We start from the raw sequence: 15,348 nt of genomic DNA, 5'->3' as shown, positions 1-15,348 counted from the left end.
ACGGTGCGGGGGCGGCGGTCACCCGCGGTGCGGGGCCGCCGTCACGAGAAATTGTCGACGTTCTTCGCCGTGACGATCTTCACCGGCACCTTCACCGTCTCGCGGACCTTCTCGCCGCGCGCCGACCGCACCGCGTTGCGGACCGCGATCTTCCCGAGCTCCCTGGGCTGCTGCGCCACCGACGCGTACAGCGTGCCCGCCTCGACGGCCTTGAGCCCGTCGGGCGTGCCGTCGAAGCCGACCACCGGGACGGACCCGCGGGCCTTGCCGCCGAGCGCCTTGACCGCGCCGAGCGCCATCTCGTCGTTCTCCGCGAAGACACCGTCGACGCCCTTGTGGGACTGGAGGAGGTTCGTCATGACGTCCAGGCCCTTGGTGCGGTCGAAGTCCGCGGGCTGCCGGGCGACGACGTCGATCCCGGGGTACGCCTTGATGCCCTCGGCGAAGCCCTGCCCGCGCTCGCGGCTCGCGGAGGTGCCGGGCGTGCCCTGGAGGACGATCACCTTGCCCTTGCCGCCGAGCCGCTCGGCGAGCGTCTTCGCCGCCAGCCTGCCGCCCGCGACGTTGTCGGAGGCGACCAGGGTGGCGGTCTCCGCCTTGTTGACGCCGCGGTCCGCGGCGATCACCGGGATGTCCTGCTTGTTGGCGCCCCGCACGGCCGGGCCCACCGCGTCGGAGTCCACCGGGTTCACGATGATCGACTTCACCCCCGATCCGGTGAAGTTCTGCAGCTGGTTGCTCTGCTGCGAGGCGTCGTTCTGCGCGTCGGTGACGGTCAGGTCGATGCCCGCCTTCTCGGCCTCCGCCTGCGCGCCCTCCTTCATCTGCACGAAGAAGGGGTTGTTGAGCGTGGACAGCGACATGCCGACCTTCGTCGAGGTGCCGGACGAACCCGGGTCGAAGTAGGAGACCGCGCCGATCACCGCGGCCACGACCACGGCGGCGACCGCGTACTTCACCGCCTGCGGCCCCTTGCCCCGCACCCCGCCCGCGGCGCCCGAGGAGGCGCCGGGCGTCGCGCCCGCCTTGCGCCGCAGCGTGTCCAGGAGGACCGCGAGCGCGATGACGACACCGATGACCACCTGCTGCCAGAAGGCCGACACCGACAGGAGGTTGAGGCCGTTGCGCAGCACCGCGAGGATCAGCGCGCCGATGAGCGTGCCCGACGCCTTGCCGACGCCGCCCGCCAGGCTCGCGCCGCCGATGACGACCGCGGCGATCGCGTCCAGCTCGTACCCCTGCGCGGCCTGCGGCTGCGCGGAGACCAGGCGCGAGGCGAGGACGATGCCCGCGACGGCGGCGAAGAGGCCGGAGAGCGCGTAGATCACCAGTTTCTGCCGCTTGACCCGCAGACCGGAGAGGCGCGCCGCCTCCTCGTTGCCGCCGATCGCGTACATGGAGCGGCCGATGAACGTGCGCCCGAGGACGAGCGCCGTCACCAGACCCATGCCGACCATCACGATGACCGGTACCGGCAGCCGGCCGCCGATCGTGTCACCGAGGTGCGAGACCGAGTCGGGGAAGGCGATCGGGCTGCCCTGCGATATGACCAGGGAGAGGCCGCGGGCCACCGACAGCATGGCGAGCGTCGCGATGAACGGCGGCAGCTTCCCGTACGAGACGAGCAGGCCGTTGACGAACCCGCAGGCCATGCCCGTCGCCACGGCGAGGACCACCGCCAGCCAGACCGGCAGCCCCTGTGAGGTCGCCGTCCAGGCGAGGACGGTCGCCGACAGCGCGGCCACCGAGCCGACCGACAGGTCGATGCCCGCCGAGACGATCACGAAGGTGACGCCGAACGCCAGGATCGCGGTCACCGCGGCCTGCACGCCGACGTTGAGCAGGTTCTGGGTGGTCAGGAAGTCGCCGGAGAGCAGCGACATCGCCACCACCAGCACGATCAGGGCGCTGAGCGCGCCGTTGTCCAGCAGGACGCGGCGGAGCGTCGGTGCGCCACCCGCGTCGCGCTTCAGGGTTTCAGTGGCCACGGGAGCCCTCCGCTGTCTCGTCGTCCACGTTCCGTACTGTTTCTGCCTTTTCCGCCGCCGGGGCGGCCGCGTCCGCCGGACCCGCCGCGGCGCTGCTCACGGCGAGGGCCATCACGGCGTCCTGGGTGGCCTCTTCGGCCGTCAGCTCACCGGCGATCCGGCCCTGCGCCATCACCAGCACCCGGTCGCTCATGCCGAGCACCTCGGGCAGATCGCTGGAGATCATCAGGACCGCGTGGCCGGACGCCGTCAGCTCGTTGATCAGCTGGTAGATCTCGACCTTCGCGCCGACGTCGATGCCGCGCGTCGGCTCGTCGAGGATGAGCACCTTGACGTCGGCGAGCAGCCACTTGCCGATGACGACCTTCTGCTGGTTGCCGCCGGAGAGGGTACGGACGTGCTGGCCGAGCCCGGCCATCCGCACCCCCAGCTGCTCGGCGATCCGGGCCGCCGCCCGGTGCTGCCCCTTCAGGTCCACAAGGCCCGCCCGCGTCGCCGAACGCAGCGTCACCAGGCCGAGGTTCTCCCGCACGGACGCGTCCAGGACGAGCCCCTGCCCCTTGCGGTCCTCCGGGACCAGGCCGATGCCCGCGCCCATCGCCGCGTTCACGTCGTGCCGCGGCAGCCGCTCACCGTGTACGTCGACGGAGCCGCGGTCGTACGCGTCGGCGCCGAAGACGGCGCGCGCCACCTCCGTCCGGCCCGCCCCGACCAGACCCGCGAGACCCACGACCTCACCGGCCCGCACCTCGAAGCTGACGTCGTGGAAGGCGCCGTCGCGGGTGAGACCCTCGACCCGCAGCAACGGGGGCCCGATCTCGGGGCGTTGACGCGGATACTGCTGCTCGATGCTGCGCCCCACCATCAGACGTACGAGCTCGTCCTCGTCGGTCGACGCGGGCACCTGGGCGACGCTGCGGCCGTCGCGCAGGACGGTGACGCGGTCGCCGAGCGCGGCGATCTCCTCGAGGTGGTGGGTGATGAACACGACGCCGACGCCGTCCGCGCGCAGCGTGCGCACGATCCCGAAGAGCTTGTCGACCTCTTCGGAGGTGAGGACGGCGGTCGGCTCGTCCATGATCAGTACGCGCGCGTCCAGGCTCAGCGCCTTGGCGATCTCGACCATCTGGAGCCGGGCGATGCCCAGTTCGCGGACCTTCGCGCGCGGCGACACGGCCACGCCGACCCGCTGGAGCAGCTCCTCGGCATCGGCCTCCATCCTCTTGCGGTCGACGAGACCGAAGCGGCGCGGCTGGCGCCCCAGGAAGATGTTCTCGGCGACGGTCAGGTCGGGGACGAGGTTGAACTCCTGGTAGATGGTGGCGATGCCGAGCCGTTCGGCGTCCTGCGCGCCGTGGATGCGCACCTCGCGCCCCTCGGCGAGGATCCGCCCGCTGTCGGGGCGGTAGGCGCCGGAGAGCATCTTGATGAGGGTGCTCTTGCCCGCGCCGTTCTCACCGAGCAGGACGTGCACCTCGCCGCGGCGCAGATCGAAGTCGACGGAGTCGAGCGCGACGACACCGGGGAACGTCTTGCGTATGCCCTCGATGCGCAGCAACTCCTGCTGGCTGCTCACGGGTTGCTCCTTCGTGCGGAGGTGTCCCCGCCGGCCGGCTCGCCGCAGGAACGGCGGACGACGAGGCGGGCGGGCAGGGTGACGGAGTGCGGGCGCCTGCCCTCGATCAGGTCGATGAGCGCCCCGACGGCGGCCCGGCCGAGGTCGCCGGTGGGCTGGGCGATCGCCGTGACGGGCGGATCGGTGTGCACGAACCACGGGATGTCGTCGAAGGCGGCGAGCCCGACGTCGTGCGGGACGCGCAGGCCGTGCGCGCGGATCGCGTCGAGGGCGCCGAGCGCCATCAGGTTGTCGGCGGCGAAGACGACGTCGGGCGGCTCGGGCAGGGCGAGGAAGCGCTCGGTGGCGCGCCGTCCGCTGTCGGCCTGGAAATCGCCCTGCCCGATGTACGCCTCGGGCAGCGCGGTGCCGTGCTCGCGCAGCGCGTCCCGGAAGGCCTCGACGCGCTCGCTGCCGGTGGTGGTGGCGGCCGGGCCCGCGATGATGGCGAGCCTGCGGTGGCCGAGCCCGTGCAGGTGGGCGACGAGGTCGCGGACGGCCTGCCGGCCGTCGGAGCGGACGACGGGGACGTCGACGCCGGGGATCCACCGGTCCACGAAGACCATCGGGGTGCCGGCCCGGACGGCGTCCAGCATAAGCGGCGAGCCACCGTCGGTGGGGGAGACGAGCAGTCCGTCGATCCGCCGGTCGAGCAGGGTCCGCACGTGGTGGTCCTGGAGCTCGGGCCGCTCGTCGGCGTTGCCGATGATCACGCTGTAGCCCAGCGCGCGGGCGGCCTCCTCGACGGAGCGGGCCAGCTCGGTGAAGTACGGGTTGAGCACGTCGCTGATGACGAGCCCGAGGGTGCGGGTCTGGTCGGTGCGCAGGGACCGGGCGACGGCGTTGGGCCGGTAGCCGAGCGCCTCCACGGCGGCGAGCACCCGGCCGCGGGAGGCGGGGCTGACGGAGGGGTGGCTGTTGAGCACGCGCGACACGGTGGCGACGGACACGCCGGCCTCGGCCGCGACGTCCTTGATGCTCACCGAGCTGGTTGCCATCGTCGGTCCACCTCCTCGTGGAATCGATTACATCGAGGATTGGAAACGATTACACGGGGGCGTGACAAGGGGGTGAGGGGGCGTGAGACCTGATCGTGATGTGGGGGGCAGGTTGGTGCTGGGCCCGAGGAGACGGGGGGAGGCGGAACCTCACGGGCGGCGCGCCGCGTCGAACGGAGCGGACGCGGGGTCCCGACGGGAGGGGGTGCGGGTATGGCTTCCCGTGCGCAGGAGGAATCGGCCGTGGTCCGCTCCGAACTGCATAGCGCCAACACCCAGGCCTCGATCATGCTCGCTGGGCTCGCGGTCGCGGTGGCCTCGTTCGGCGGGCGGGCCGGGGACCTCTTCCGGCAGCCGTGGCCGGTCACGGTGCTGGGCGCCACCGGGAGCGGGGCGGCCCTTGCGGCGGGTCTGGACGCTCCTCGGGGTCGTCCTCCCGCGCCTCGACGCCTCGGGGCGCGGCAGTTTTCTGACGTGGGCGGAGTGCGAGCCGGACCGCCTGGGCGAGGCACTCGAAGCGGACCACGACCTCGACGAACTCCGGGTGCTGTCACGCATCGCCGTGGCGAAGTACAGGGGTCTGCGCCGGTCCGGGCGACTGATCAAGGTGGCGCTGGTCGCGTCGGCGGCGGCTTCGGTCCTTGGTGCGTGGTGAGGGTGGGGCGGGGGGTGTGGCGGTGGGGTCGTGGTCGGGGTGGGATTACGCGGCGGGGCGCGCGTCGATCCCGCGCCTTACGCGGCGACGCGCCCCGTACCTCACACGCCCCCGCACATCACACTGCCCTCCCGCCCCGCGCGGGTGCCTCGATGCGTAGCGTCTTCAGGCCGTTGATGAAGTGTGAGACTAGTCGGCGTGGTGGCTCCGTCAGGCGGATGACTGGCAGTGTGCGTGTCAACTCCTCCAGGAACACCCGGAGTTGGAGTCGGGCGAAATGGGCGCCCAGGCAGATGTGTGGGCCGTCGCCGAATGCCACGTGTGGGTTTGGTGAGCGGGAGAGGTCCAGGCCATGGGGGGTGGTGAAGACGCGTTCGTCGTGGTGGGCGGAGGCGTGGAAGACGACGACCTTGTCCCCGGCCGCGATGCGCGTACCGGCCAGCTCGGTGTCGCGGGCCGCCGTGCGGCGGAAGCTGAGCACCGGCGGGTGGCTGCGCAGCAGTTCCTCGACCGCGCTCGCGGCGGTGACCCGCCCTGCGCGCAGCCGCTCGTACTCGCCGGGGTTCTCCGCGAGCGCGAGCACCCCGCCGGGCGCGGCGCTGCGCACGGTGTCGTTGCCCGCGACGGTGAGCAGGAAGAAGAACATCTCCAGCTCCGCCGCAGTGAGTTCGGGGTCCGTGGCGAGCGTGGTCAGCACGTCGTCGCCCGGGTGCACGCGCTTGTGCGCGGCCAGCGTGTGCGCGTACGCGAACATGTCGCGCAGCATCGCGGGCGAGCGCGGGTTCAGCGGCCGGCCGTCGGGACCCGGCACCGGCGGGGCGGCCTCGTCCGGGTCCTGGTAGCCGATGACGCGCTGCGTCCAGCGCAGCAGCAGGCCGCGGTCGGAGGCCGGGATGCCGAGCAGGTCCGCGAGGCCGAGCAGGGCGTAGTCGTCGGTGACGGCGGTGACGACGTCGAACGTGCCGTCACCGTCCCTGGCCGCGTCCACCGCGGCCGCGAGCAGGGTCCGCGCCCGCTCGCGCGCCCCCGCCTCGAAGCGCTCGATCCGCCGGGGCGTGAACGCCCGGCTGACCAGTCTGCGCAGCCTGCCGTGGTCGGCGGCGTCCGCGCCGCCGGCCGGGGCGCGGGCCCCCGCGGAAGGGTCCTGGTTGAGCATCATGCGGCGGATGAACGGCAGATCCCCCGGCGCGGGATCGCGGATCTGGGTGGCGCCCAGGTACGAGGAGTACGTCGCCGGATCCTTGAGGACACGCACCACGTCCGCGTGCCGGGTGACCGCCCAGAAGCCCGGGCCCGCCGGCCAGCCGAGCACCTCCCGTTCCTCCTGCCACGCCACCGGATGGTGGTCGCGCAGCACGCGGTAGCGCTCGTGCGGGATGCCCTGCGCGTAGAGGCGCGGGTCGAAGACGTCGGGGACGGGCGGTGCCCCGGAGGGGGCGGCGCGCACGCTCACGCGGCGCCCCCGTGCGAGGGGCCTCCGGTGCCGCCGGTGTCGCCGTCCGGGGTGGCACCAGCACCAGCATCGGCACCGGTACCAACACCAGCATCGGCACCAGCACCCGCACCCGTGTCGGTGTCTGCGCGCAGGAAGTCCTCCACCGTGCGGATCAGGTCCAGGGGAGCCTCGTCCATCGCGTAGTGCCCGGCGCCGGGCAGCTCCGCGAGCTCACCCTGCGGGAAGGAGCGCAGCCAGGTGCCGCGCATGAGGTCGGCGGAGAGCGCGGGGTCGAGCGCCCCGGTGACGGCGAGCGCGGCGACGGGCGAGCCGTCCACCTCGTCCCGGAAGTCCTCGCCCGCCCAGGAGTCGAGCCAGGCGCGGACCGCCTTCACGTCGCTGACCGCGAAGGAGCGGCGCACCATCCGGTCGAGCCAGGCCCCCGGACGTACGCCGCCCGTGGTGAAGTCGATGATGGTGCGCCGGTTCTCCGGGGTGTGCGCGGCGGAGGCGAACAACTCCCATTGTTCCGGCGGGAGTCGAAGGCCCGTGGCCGGGACGGGCGAGACCCCGACGAGGCGGCGCACCCGGTCCGGGGCCGCGGCCAGGACGCGCTGGGCGACGCTGCCGCCCATGGAGTGCCCGACGAGCGAGAACCGCTCCCAGCCGAGCCGGTCGGCCAGCGCGAGCACGTCGGCGGCGCCCTCGGTCGTGGTGTACGCGCCCGCGGCGTCCTTGGCCTCGCCGTATCCGCGCAGATCCACCACCGCGTACTGGAACGCGCCGCCGTCGAGGTCCGCGAGCACCGGCGCGTACGCCGTCCGGTCGGCGAACCAGCCGTGCACCGCGATCACCTTGTGCGGGCCTTCGCCGAGCAGGGTGTGGGGGAGCAGGAAGGGGGTCACTGCGACTCCGATCGCCGACGGGTCCGGGCGGCTCCGGCCCGGAGCGGGGCCGTGACCACGGTGTCCCCAACCGGTGCGCCGCGCAAGAGTGCCCCCGGGCCGTCGTGTGTTCGACCGGGGGTGTGCGCGGTGTGTCCCGGGCGGGGGTGAACTTGGCGGACGGCCTGCGGGCCGGTGCCGCGGTTGGTCAGAATGTGGCATGGCCATCCGTCGCCTCAGTTTCCGGTTCGACCAGGAGCCGGACACCGGAACCGCCTGTCTGGTCCCCGCGGATCCGCCCGGGACCGCAGAGCAGCAACACCCGCCGGAATCGGCAGAGTTAGGGCCCGTCGTCGAGCGCGTCACGGGTGCCGGTGCCGGACTGAGCTACAGCCTGCTCCCGGACGGCGGCCGGCTCCTGTGCGCCGCCCTGCCCGAGCGGCGCGTGGAGGCCCTGCACCTGAGCGCCGACACCCCGGGACCGGGGCCCGCGTGGCCGATCGACACGTGGGACGCGGCCGTCTGGGAGCCGGACGCCGGGGCCGATCTCGGCGCCGGGTTCGTCGAGTCCGGACTGCCCGCGCCGAAGCCGCACTTCGACCGCGAGCCGCTCGTGGAGTTCGCCCGGGCGCGCGCGGACCGCCTCGCGCCCTTCCTCACCGATGTGCGCCGGCTCTTCGAGGACCCCGCCGGGCGGCAGATCGTCCTCGTCGAGGAGGACCCCGGGACCGTGGCCCGCTGGATCGCGCTCGCCTGCGCCTCCCTGCCCGAGATGTACGTGCCCGCGCTGACGTTCACCACCTGGACCACCGACCCGTGCCGCGCCCCGCAGCAGATCATCGGCGTCGGCCCGGACGCCGGGTTCGACCGCTCCGACGACGCGACCGTCGAGTATCTCTACCGGGTGTACGACAGCACGGGCGGCCCCGAGAGCCCGCCGCCCGCCGCACCCGACGCCTGGGCCCGCCTGACGGCCGAGCGGTGGCTCGCGGGGAACCCGCCGTGCCCCGCGGCGGGCCCCGAAGACCCCTTCGCCCTCCTCCCGCTGCTCTCCGCGGCGCCGGCCGACGCGGCAGCACCCGACGGGGCGGACGGTCTCTCCGGTGCCCAACTCGCCGGGCTGAGCGGCGAGTCACTGCGCGTCCTCTTCGACGCCCTCGCCGGCTCCGTGAGCCGGGGCGAGAGCGGCCCACACACCCTCGACGACCTCGACCGGCTCTGCCGCGGCCTCGACGGCGACCACGCCCTCGCCGCACGCCCCCTCGCCCTCGCCCTCGTCAGACACCGGCTCGACGCGTCCCGCGGCCACGGGACCCTCCCCGACCTGGCCGCCTTCGAGGGGCTCCCGCTCGGCCAGGAGGCCTGGCGGGAGCTGCGCGAGGAGTACGGTGACCGCGCCGACGGAGCGCTGCGCGCCCGGCTGCGCGACCCCATCTCCGCCTGGACGGAGCCGCTGCGCCTCGCCCTCGCCGTGGGCGCCGACGGCGGGCCCGGCCTCGCCGAGGCCATGGACCGGCTCGCGGACGCCCTGCTGCACCCCGAGCGGCGCGAGTGCGCCCAGGCGGTCGAGGTCCTGACGGCGCTCGACCACGTCGGGTTCAACCGCCGCGTCTTCCGGCTGATCCTGGTCGACTTCACCGAGCGCAAACTGGACCGCCTGCGCGCCCTCGCCAACTCCGCCCAGGGCGACTGGCTGCGCCGCAACATCGAGGACGCGCCGCTCACCATCCGCCTCGCCGCGGCCGCCGCGCACTGGAGCGGACCCCCGGACCACCTGCGCGGCGCCGAACTCTTCGAGCGGCTCACCGAACTCCTCGCCGGGCAGCGGGTCGAGGACGTCAGGACGCTGCGCCTGCTCTGGCGCCTCGTCTGGCGCAACGAACCGCCCGACCGCGCCGAACAGCCCTGGGTCGCCCGTACCTGCACGCCCCGCCTGATCGTCGAGGCCGACCTCGGCCGCCGCGTCATGGGCTGGCTCAAGGCCCCGGACCGCTGCGACCTCGAACTCGTCGAATTCGCCCGGGAGATGCGCCTCGACCGCAAGCTCGGCGCCCAGGACCGCGACACCGCCGAACTCCTCGTGACGGCCCAGGACCTCGCCGACGGCCGGCTCCCCGTGCGCCGCTCCTCCGTCGACCGGGTCAGGGAACTCTCCCGGAAGGTGGCACCGATCGGCGTCGTCCTGCAACAGGGCATCGACGAGCGGCTCGGCCGCGCGCTCGCCCGGGCCAACCCCCGCGACGTCTGCGAGTCGCACGGCCTCGAACTCCTCGTCGCCGGCCGCCCCGACCTGCTGAAGATCTACCGCGCACAGATCCTGGACCCCGGACACACCGACCGTATGATGCGCGAACTGCCGTCCAAACCAACCGAGTTGGCGGCCTACTACCATCTCTGGCGGCCCCGCAGACGGCACGGCGTCACCGAGCGGTGGCGGACCGTCGCGGCGGAACTCCTCGACCAGGCCCTCGCCCCCGTCCTCTGCCACCTCGACGAACACCACCTTGGACAGGTGGCGACCGTCCTTCAGCGCAAGGGACAGGACGTACAGGAATGGACGGCGTGGCGCCACCGGGTGGCCCAGGAGCAGAACTGACCGCGCCCGGACCGCGTCCAGTACGGAGCGGCACACCGGCCGCGCGTGCGGCCGTCCCCACCCTCTTCCCCACGAAAGGACCAGCGTGAGCGAGTCCCAGACCATCGTCGACAACTTCCCCGGCGGCAGTATGGCCAGCCGCCCCGTGCACTTCATCTGGATGCTCGACTGCTCGGGCTCCATGGGCGTGAACGGAAAGATCGGCGAACTGAACTTCGCCATCCGCGAGGCCATCCCCGAGATGCAGCAGGCCGCCCAGTCCAACCCCGCCGCCTCCCTCCTGGTGCGCGCCATCACCTTCGCCAGTGGCGCCAGCTGGCACGTCGGCGAACCCACCCCCGTGGACCGGTTCTCCTGGGAGGACGTGCACATCTACGGCGGTACGGACATGGGCGCGGCCTTCAAGCTGGCGGCCGGCGCGCTGCAGACCCCGCCGATGCCCCAGCGCGCCCTGCCGCCGGTGCTCGCCCTCGCCTCCGACGGGCAGCCCACCGACGACTGGCGGGCCGGACTGCGCGCCATCGACGCGACGCCGTGGGGCAAGCGCGCCGTGCGCGTCGCCGTGGCCATCGGCGACGACGCGGACAAGAGCATGCTCAAGGAGTTCCTCGGCAACCCCGAACTGGAGCCGCTCCAGGCGAAGAACCCCCGCCAGCTCGCGGCCGCCATCCGCTGGATGTCCACCGCGGTCGTCAAGGACGCCTCCACCCCGAAGGTCGACGACGGCACGAAGACCACGACGCCGATCGACGTGCCGTCGCTGACCAAGGGCGAAGACGACATCTGGTGACCGGACCGCAGACGACGACCGGCGCGGGAACCGGGACGGCCGCGCCCTGGGCGCTGCTCAGCGGGGCGGTCAAGGGAGTGGCGAAGAAGTACAGCCAGGACCGCGGCGCGGCGCTGCCCGCGGCCGGCGGCCGTGCCGTCGTCCTCGCGGTCGCCGACGGGCATGGCAGCGCCGCGCACTTCCGCAGCGACCTCGGGGCCGGCTGGGCGGTCGAGGAGTTCACGCGGTGCGCGCGGGCCTTCGCGCACGCGGCCGTCCGCGTCGGCGACGATGCCGCGCGCTGGCCCGCGCTGCGCGAGGAGGCGCGCCGCCTGCCGCAGCAGGTGGGCCACCGCTGGCACGAGTGCGCCCTGCTGTACGACGCCAACACGCCGGCCCACGGCGCCCGGCCGCTCCCCGCGGTCCCCCCGGCCGGACCCGCCGAGCGCCGCGGCACCCCGGACCTGGCCGCCTACGGCAGCACCCTCATCGGCGCGGTCATCACCGAACACATGCTGTTCGCCTGGCAGTTGGGGGATGGCGACATCGTGCTCGTCGACGACGCGGGCGTCCCGCACACCCCGCTCTCCACCGGGCCCGACATGGGGGACGAGACCGACTCGCTCTGCGAGCCGGAACCCTGGCGCAAGATGCGCTTCCACTGGCAGCCCTTCACCGGCGGGGCGCCGCCGTGCGTGCTGCTCTCCACCGACGGACTCTCCAAGAGCTTCGCCGACCACCAGGGGTTCCTGGATTTCGCCACCGGCCTCGGCGAGCGCGCCGCCGGACAGGGCGTGGCGGCGGTCCAGGCCCAGCTCACGGACTGGCTGGGGCGGGCCGCCAAGTTCTCCGGGGACGACACGACCCTCGTGGGCGCCATAACGGTGCCCCCACAGCGCAGCGACGAAGATCAAGGGCAGAGAGGAACAGAATGGTGAACGGCATGCTCGCCGCCGGAAAGACCCTGGTGGCCGAGTCGGGGGAGAAGCTCAAGGTCGCCGAGCTCTTCGGCTCCGGCGGCCAGGGCGAGGTCTACCGCGTCCAGAGCCCCACCGGCGACCGGGCCGTCAAGTGGTACTACCCCCAGCTCGCCGACGCGCGCCAGCGGGAGATCCTCGAAGGGCTCATCGCCAAGGGCTGGGACGACCCGCGCTTCCTGTGGCCCCGCTCCATCGTCATGGACCCCGAGGGCAGGCAGCCCGGCTTCGGCTACCTCATGGACGTACGTCCCGCACGCTTCTGCGACCTGCCCGCACTGTTCCGCCGTGACCCGTCGGTGGCCTCCGCCACGATGCGCACCCTGGTGACCGTCGCCCTGCACACCGTCGAGGCCTACCGCGCCCTGCACTCCCGGGGCATCGCCTACCGGGACATCAACTGGGGCAACATCTTCTTCGACCCGCGCACCGGTGACGTCCTGATCTGCGACAACGACAACGCCGTCGTGGAGGGCGCGGAGGCCGGCGTCGCGGGCACGATGGACTTCATGGCCCCCGAGCTGGTCCGCGGCGACAAGGGGAAGCAGCCCGGCACCCAGAGCGACCTGCACTCCCTGGCCGTCCTGCTCTTCCTGCTCCTGATGAACGACCACCCCTTCAACGGCGCCCTCGCCCTGAAGATCCGCTGCATGGACGAGGCCGCCAAACGCCGGCTGTACGGCACCGACCCGGTCTTCGTCTACGACCCTTCGGACACCCGCAACCGCCCCGTGCCCGGCGAACAGCCCACCGTCGAGGCGACCTGGGCGGCGCTGCCGAAGATCCTGCGCGACCTCTTCATCGACACCTTCACCAACGGCCTGCGCAACCCCGCGGTGCGGGTGCGCGAGACGGTGTGGCGCGACGCGCTCAGCCAGGTCCTCGACGCCATCACCCAGTGCGGCGCCTGCGGCAAGCAGAATCTGACCCAGCCCGACGGCGCCCCGCCCAACTGCTGGAAGTGCCGCACCGTCCTGACGCTGCCGCCCCGCCTCGAACTGTCCACCGGCACCGGCACGTTGCGCTCCAGGCGCAGCATCAGGCTCGCCCCGAGCGCCCGCGTCTACGCCCACCACCTGCGCGACGACCCCGACCGGCACGACTTCTCCGCGGTGGTCGGCGAGGTCACCGAACACCCGCAGCAGCGCGGCCGGTTCGGCCTCACCAACCGCACCACGTCCGTCTGGACGGCGCGCAAGGACGACGGCACGGTGCGCGACGTCGACCCGGGCAAGACGATCGCCCTGCGCTCGGGGCTGCTGATCGAGTTCGGCGGCGGGACGGAGGCGGTCGTCAAGGAGTGACGCCCTCCAGGGTCCTTCGCGCGCCGCGTCAGGACCACAGCCGCCTCCAGCGGCGCCACCAGCCGGTCCACCGGGGCGGCGCCGGAGGCGGCGGGGGCGGCGGGGGTGCGGCGGGCAGCACCGCGCGGGTGGCCGGCGCGCCGATCGCCACGGCGTCGGGGCGGGGGAGGGGGGTCACCGTGACGACGCACTCCGCGGCGGAGACGGGCAGGGTGACCGCGTGGCCGGCCCGATGTGTGCTGCGGGGCACGTGGTGTTCGCCGCCGCGCCGGCCGTCGGTCCACGCGGCGCGCACCAGGACCGCAGGCTCCGGCCAGTCGAAGTACAGCTCGGCACAGTCGTCGGAGACCCGGATCACCTGCAACTCGCCGATGGCAGCCGGGCGTTCGATGACGACGCTGGGCCCGGAGACGGCGCGCCCGCCGAGCACGCTGACCGCCGTGACCCTGACCCGGCGCTCCGGCGGCGGCGTCACTTCGGCGCTGGACTCCGCGCCGGTCACGGTCGCCGGGATCCGGTCCACGCGGCCCACCACATCGGAGACGTCGGTGCCCGGCGCGACCGGGCCCGCCGTCCACGGCAGAAGCAGCCCGTCGCCGACCTCGGGCCGCCGCCAGCCGATCGTGACCCGCCCGTCGTCCTCGTGCCGCCGCACGGTGAGCTCCGCCACCTGGGACGGCCACTGTTCGGCGCGGACGGTGACGGTGACACCGCGGGACCACTCCAGGCCGCCGCCCAAGTCGCGGTAGCCGCACCGCACTTCGTACGTGTACGTCCCCGCGGCGAGCGGCACGTCGAGCACCCGGTCGCGCTCGCAGGGGACCCGCACGAGAGAGGAACCGCCCCAGCCCTCGCTCTCCGTACCCGTCCCCGACCGGGTGACCCGCACCTCGGCGGCGGCCGGGTCGGGCCGCCAGTCGAGCCGTACCCCGCCGGGTACGACGGTGCCGCGCAGCTCGGTGACGACCGGGGTGAGCAGGACCGGGGCGGTCACGCGCGGCACCCCGGCGACGCGGCCCCGGCAGAGCGGGACGACGGCGTACCGCAGCGGACGGCCGACGGGCGCGTCCCGGTCGACGCCGCCGAGCCCCGTCCCGCCCGCCGCGGTCTCGACCGCCAGGTGCGGCGCGCCGTCCGGGAAGCGCAGGACGCGGTACGACACGTCGGCCGCGCGCCGGGTCGGGGCGCACCAGGACAGGCGTACCGCACGGTCGTCGGTCGCGGCGGTCACCCGCGAGGCGGCCGGGGTGGACGGGGCGCCGGCGAGGAGCGCGGCCGCCCGCAGCAGCCCCGTCCGCGCGTGCGGGTCGTCCCGGGCCAGGCGGAGCGCGCGGAGCCAGGCGCGGGCGGCGGTGTCCGGGGCGCCCGCGGCCTCGGCGGCGGCGCCGTCGGCGGCCAGCCGCCGGACCTCCGCGGAGCGGGCGCGGACGGAGTCGACGAGCGCGGCGAGGCGGTGGTCGTCCGGCCCGTCCGGGTAGTCGGACGGGTGGGGGAGCTGGGCGACGAGCCGCTCGGCCGCGCGCAGCCGCTCGCCCGGCCAGATGTCGTTGAGGGTCTCGGCGGCCTGCCGTCCCGGGCCGGCCGCGGGGAACCCCGCCGTGACGGCCGCGGCGAGCAGGGCCGCCTCGCTGCCGTGCACGCCGAGGGCGGTGGCGTCGGCCTCCGTGGGCTTCTCGGAGCCGTCCCGCAGCAGACAGCAGACCTCCCACAGGACCAGGCGCCGCAGCCCCATCGCGTCGTCCCGCACCAGGGTCTCCAGGGTGTCCACCAGGGCTGCCGCGGTGTCGGCACGCGGGTCCGACGAGGAGAGCCACCGACCGCGCGCCTGGCGGACGAAGGGCAGGTCGACGCGTTGCCAGATGCCGCCGCGCCCCGGGAACCAGAGCCCGTCGAGGATCCGGAAGCCGTCGTCCGTGGCGGCCCTGGGCAGGGTGCCGAAGACGGTCTCGTTCGTGGGGGCGGGCGCGGGGGCGCGCAGGACGTCCGCAGCGTGCCTGAAGCGCAGTTGGCGCAGCGCTTCGTGCAGGGGGACGTAGCCGCGCAGGCCGGGGCAGCGCGGCAGGGCGGGCAGCGGCGGGCGGCCGCCGCTCGCCTGCGGGTGTTCGCCGGGGCGCAGCACGGCCATGG

The 15,348-nt window shown here is 73.9% G+C and carries 11 protein-coding genes; 5 read left to right on the top strand and 6 right to left on the bottom strand.

What is annotated here, in order from left to right; translation table 11 throughout:
* Positions 1 to 41: 41 nt before the first annotated feature.
* The 3 genes from ACZ7DY_RS20515 to ACZ7DY_RS20505 are packed head-to-tail and all read right to left on the bottom strand — an operon-like array spanning position 42 to position 4,601.
* On the bottom strand, positions 42 to 1,988 hold the full coding sequence (locus tag ACZ7DY_RS20515; protein WP_471137248.1) for an ABC transporter permease/substrate-binding protein: 1,947 nt from the start codon (positions 1,986 to 1,988) through the stop codon (positions 42 to 44).
* A complete protein-coding gene (locus ACZ7DY_RS20510) occupies positions 1,978 to 3,564 on the bottom strand; it encodes a sugar ABC transporter ATP-binding protein (RefSeq protein ID WP_471137246.1) in 1,587 nt (528 codons plus the stop codon). The genes ACZ7DY_RS20515 and ACZ7DY_RS20510 overlap by 11 nt, the downstream gene beginning before the upstream one ends.
* Positions 3,561 to 4,601, bottom strand: coding sequence for a LacI family DNA-binding transcriptional regulator (locus ACZ7DY_RS20505; RefSeq protein WP_471137244.1), 1,041 nt, complete (start codon positions 4,599 to 4,601; stop codon positions 3,561 to 3,563). The genes ACZ7DY_RS20510 and ACZ7DY_RS20505 overlap by 4 nt, the downstream gene beginning before the upstream one ends.
* A 400-nt stretch (positions 4,602 to 5,001) precedes the next feature.
* On the opposite strand from ACZ7DY_RS20505, the gene ACZ7DY_RS20500 reads away from it, so the two are divergent.
* Positions 5,002 to 5,256 carry a Pycsar system effector family protein gene (locus ACZ7DY_RS20500; protein WP_471137242.1) on the top strand — a complete coding sequence of 85 codons (255 nt, stop codon included), beginning with the start codon at positions 5,002 to 5,004 and terminating at the stop codon, positions 5,254 to 5,256.
* 118 nt (positions 5,257 to 5,374) lie between these two features.
* Here the strand turns inward: ACZ7DY_RS20500 and ACZ7DY_RS20495 are convergent, their stop codons facing one another.
* Entirely contained in the window at positions 5,375 to 6,709 is a 1,335-nt protein-coding gene (locus ACZ7DY_RS20495) for a cytochrome P450 (RefSeq protein ID WP_471137238.1), read from the bottom strand.
* The gene (locus ACZ7DY_RS20490) at positions 6,706 to 7,596 is read right to left on the bottom strand and encodes an alpha/beta fold hydrolase (RefSeq protein WP_471137236.1); all 891 of its coding nucleotides are present in this window, start codon (positions 7,594 to 7,596) and stop codon (positions 6,706 to 6,708) included. The genes ACZ7DY_RS20495 and ACZ7DY_RS20490 overlap by 4 nt, the downstream gene beginning before the upstream one ends.
* A 199-nt stretch (positions 7,597 to 7,795) precedes the next feature.
* Between ACZ7DY_RS20490 and ACZ7DY_RS20485 the strand changes: the two genes are divergently transcribed.
* The 4 genes from ACZ7DY_RS20485 (at position 7,796) to ACZ7DY_RS20470 (ending at position 13,221) form a co-directional block, all read left to right on the top strand.
* The gene (locus tag ACZ7DY_RS20485) at positions 7,796 to 10,171 is read left to right on the top strand and encodes a GTPase-associated protein 1-related protein (protein WP_471137234.1); all 2,376 of its coding nucleotides are present in this window, start codon (positions 7,796 to 7,798) and stop codon (positions 10,169 to 10,171) included.
* A 130-nt stretch (positions 10,172 to 10,301) separates the two neighbouring features.
* Positions 10,302 to 10,961 carry a vWA domain-containing protein gene (locus ACZ7DY_RS20480; protein WP_471137716.1) on the top strand — a complete coding sequence of 220 codons (660 nt, stop codon included), beginning with the start codon at positions 10,302 to 10,304 and terminating at the stop codon, positions 10,959 to 10,961.
* Positions 10,958 to 11,878: a protein phosphatase 2C domain-containing protein gene (locus tag ACZ7DY_RS20475; protein WP_471137232.1), complete on the top strand. Its 921-nt coding sequence runs from the start codon at positions 10,958 to 10,960 to the stop codon at positions 11,876 to 11,878. Before ACZ7DY_RS20480 ends, ACZ7DY_RS20475 begins: the two co-directional genes overlap by 4 nt.
* A complete protein-coding gene (locus ACZ7DY_RS20470; RefSeq protein ID WP_471137230.1) occupies positions 11,872 to 13,221 on the top strand; it encodes a protein kinase domain-containing protein in 1,350 nt (449 codons plus the stop codon). The genes ACZ7DY_RS20475 and ACZ7DY_RS20470 overlap by 7 nt, the downstream gene beginning before the upstream one ends.
* 28 nt (positions 13,222 to 13,249) lie before the next feature.
* Here ACZ7DY_RS20470 and ACZ7DY_RS20465 read toward each other — a convergent pair whose 3' ends face one another.
* Positions 13,250 to 15,346 carry a hypothetical protein gene (locus ACZ7DY_RS20465; protein ID WP_471137228.1) on the bottom strand — a complete coding sequence of 699 codons (2,097 nt, stop codon included), beginning with the start codon at positions 15,344 to 15,346 and terminating at the stop codon, positions 13,250 to 13,252.
* Positions 15,347 to 15,348: the final 2 nt, after the last annotated feature.

The organism is Streptomyces sp. NPDC037013, assembly GCF_055607265.1.
The sequence above is the reverse complement of the archived record's forward strand: the minus strand, read 5'-3'. Positions and strand labels throughout refer to the sequence as shown.

Coding starts and splice junctions, on each gene's coding strand:
- ACZ7DY_RS20505 (WP_471137244.1), bottom strand. CDS start 4,601: ATGGCAACCAGCTCGGTGAGCATCAAGGACGTCGCGGCCGAGGCCGGC.
- ACZ7DY_RS20485 (WP_471137234.1), top strand. CDS start 7,796: ATGGCCATCCGTCGCCTCAGTTTCCGGTTCGACCAGGAGCCGGACACC.
- ACZ7DY_RS20480 (WP_471137716.1), top strand. CDS start 10,302: ATGGCCAGCCGCCCCGTGCACTTCATCTGGATGCTCGACTGCTCGGGC.
- ACZ7DY_RS20470 (WP_471137230.1), top strand. CDS start 11,872: ATGGTGAACGGCATGCTCGCCGCCGGAAAGACCCTGGTGGCCGAGTCG.
- ACZ7DY_RS20465 (WP_471137228.1), bottom strand. CDS start 15,346: ATGGCCGTGCTGCGCCCCGGCGAACACCCGCAGGCGAGCGGCGGCCGC.